Genomic DNA, 2,998 nt, shown 5'->3' on the forward strand with positions numbered 1-2,998 from the left:
TTCTAGATCAAAGCCTCGACCGATTAGTATCATTCAGCTCCACACGTCGCCGTGCTTCCACCCATGACCTATCTACCTCATCGTCTCTGAGGGGTCTTTCTTGATTGCTCAAAGGGAAATCTCATCTCGGAGGGGGCTTCATGCTTAGATGCTTTCAGCACTTATCCCGTCCGCACGTAGCTACCCAGCGATGCTCCTGGCGGAACAACTGGTACACCAGCGGTGCGTCCATCCCGGTCCTCTCGTACTAAGGACAGCTCTCCTCAAATTTCCTGCGCCCACGACGGATAGGGACCGAACTGTCTCACGACGTTCTGAACCCAGCTCGCGTACCGCTTTAATGGGCGAACAGCCCAACCCTTGGGACCTACTCCAGCCCCAGGATGCGATGAGCCGACATCGAGGTGCCAAACCTCCCCGTCGATGTGGACTCTTGGGGGAGATCAGCCTGTTATCCCCAGGGTAGCTTTTATCCGTTGAGCGATGGCCCTTCCATGCGGAACCACCGGATCACTAAGCCCGACTTTCGTCCCTGCTCGACTTGTAGGTCTCGCAGTCAAGCTCCCTTCTGCCTTTGCACTCTACGAATGATTTCCAACCATTCTGAGGGAACCTTTGGGCGCCTCCGTTACTGTTTAGGAGGCGACCGCCCCAGTCAAACTACCCGCCTGACACGGTCCTCCAGCCGGATCACGGCTGCGAGTTAGAGACTCTATACGCAAAGGGTGGTATCCCAAGGATGTCTCCACCGAAGCTGGCGCTCCGGCTTCACAAACTCCCACCTATCCTGTACATCGCGTACAAAGCCTCAATATCAGGCTGTAGTAAAGCTCCATGGGGTCTTTCCGTCCTGTCGCGGGTAACCTGCATCTTCACAGGTACTATGATTTCACCGGGTCTCTCGTTGAGACAGTGCCCAAATCGTTACGCCTTTCGTGCGGGTCGGAACTTACCCGACAAGGAATTTCGCTACCTTAGGACCGTTATAGTTACGGCCGCCGTTTACTGGGGCTTCGGTTCAGTGCTTCTCTTGCGATGACACATCCCCTTAACCTTCCAGCACCGGGCAGGCGTCAGCCCCTATACTTCATCTTGCGATTTAGCAGAGACCTGTGTTTTTGCTAAACAGTCGTTTGGGCCTATTCACTGCGGCTTATGTTGCCATAAGCGTCCCTTCTCCCGAAGTTACGGGACCATTTTGCCGAGTTCCTTAACGAGAGTTATCCCGCGCGTCTTAGAATTCTCATCTCGCCTACCTGTGTCGGTTTACGGTACTGGCGCCGACCTCCTTACTAGAGGCTTTTCTTGGCAGCGTGAAATCCGGTACTTCGCCCTACGGGCTCCACATCACAGCTCAACCTTGTATGCCGGGCGGATTTGCCAACCCGACGGCCTCGCTGCTTGTCCGTGCACTTCCAGTCGCACGGTTACCTTATCCTTCTGCGTCCCCCCATCGTTCAAACGGTGGTACGGCGGTACAGGAATATCAACCTGTTGTCCATCGCCTACGCCTTTCGGCCTCGGCTTAGGTCCAGACTAACCCTGAGCGGACGAGCCTTCCTCAGGAAACCTTGGGCTTTCGACGGAGGGGATTCTCACCCCTCTTTTCGCTACTCACACCGGCATTCTCACTTCCAAGCGCTCCACGGCTCCTCACGATACCGCTTCACTGCTGCTTGGAACGCTCCCCTACCATTCCTTACGGAATCCATAGCTTCGGTGGTATGTTTAGCCCCGTTAAATTTTCGGCGCGGCGTCACTCGACTAGTGAGCTATTACGCACTCTTTGAATGGTGGCTGCTTCTAAGCCAACATCCTAGTTGTCTGTGCAACGCCACATCCTTTTCCACTTAACATACACTTTGGGACCTTAGCTGATGGTCTGGGCTGTTTCCCTTTCGACTACGGATCTTATCACTCGCAGTCTGACTCCCGAGTACAAGTTGCCGGCATTCGGAGTTTGACTGAATTCGGTAACCCTGTGGGGGCCCCTAGTCCAATCAGTGCTCTACCTCCGGAACTCTTCACCTCGAGGCTAGCCCTAAAGCTATTTCGGGGAGAACCAGCTATCTCCAGGTTCGATTGGCATTTCACCGCTACCCACACCTCATCCCCGCACTTTTCAACGTGCGTGGGTTCGGACCTCCAGTCAGTGTTACCTGACCTTCATCCTGGACATGGGTAGATCACCTGGTTTCGGGTCTACGACGACGGACTGATGCGCCCTATTCAGACTCGCTTTCGCTGCGGCTCCGCCTTATCAGCTTAACCTTGCCCGCCATCGTAACTCGCCGGTTCATTCTACAAAAGGCACGCCATCACCCGTTAACGGGCTCTGACTACTTGTAGGCATACGGTTTCAGGATCTATTTCACTCCCCTTCCGGGGTGCTTTTCACCTTTCCCTCACGGTACTGGTTCACTATCGGTCACTAGGAAGTATTTAGCCTTGGGAGATGGTCCTCCCGGATTCCGACGGGGTTTCACGTGTCCCGCCGTACTCAGGATCCACTCTGGAGGGGATAAGATTTCAGCTACAGGGCCGTCACCTTCTCTGGCCGACCTTTCCAGGTCGTTCACCTATCCTATCCCTTTGTAACTCCGTATAGAGTGTCCTACAACCCCAGGAAGCATGCTTCCTGGTTTGGGCTGTTCCCGTTTCGCTCGCCGCTACTCAGGGAATCGAATTTTCTTTCTCTTCCTCCGGGTACTTAGATGTTTCAGTTCCCCGGGTTTGCCTCACACCGTGCTATGTATTCACACGGGTGTCCCGCCAGTCTCCCGGCGGTGGGTTCCCCCATTCGGATACCTCTGGATCAAAGTGCACTTACCACTCCCCAGAGCATTTCGCTGTTCGTCGCGTCCTTCATCGGCTCCTAGTGCCAAGGCATCCACCGTACGCCCTTTCTACCTTGATCTAGCGTTTCTAAGACACACGGTCCGAACGGACCATGCATATTTTTCTTGGTTTGATGTCTTGATGAATCTTCAGTTTTCAA

The 2,998-nt window shown here is 54.3% G+C and carries 1 rRNA gene; it reads right to left on the reverse strand.

From position 1 onward, the window contains the following. Positions 1–3: 3 nt before the first annotated feature. A 23S ribosomal RNA gene (locus EVJ23_RS14955) occupies positions 4–2,917 on the reverse strand. Between the last annotated feature and the right edge of the window lie 81 nt (positions 2,918–2,998).

Source organism: Exiguobacterium sp. SH1S1 (assembly GCF_004337245.1).
Classification (GTDB): domain Bacteria; phylum Bacillota; class Bacilli; order Exiguobacteriales; family Exiguobacteriaceae; genus Exiguobacterium; species Exiguobacterium aurantiacum_A.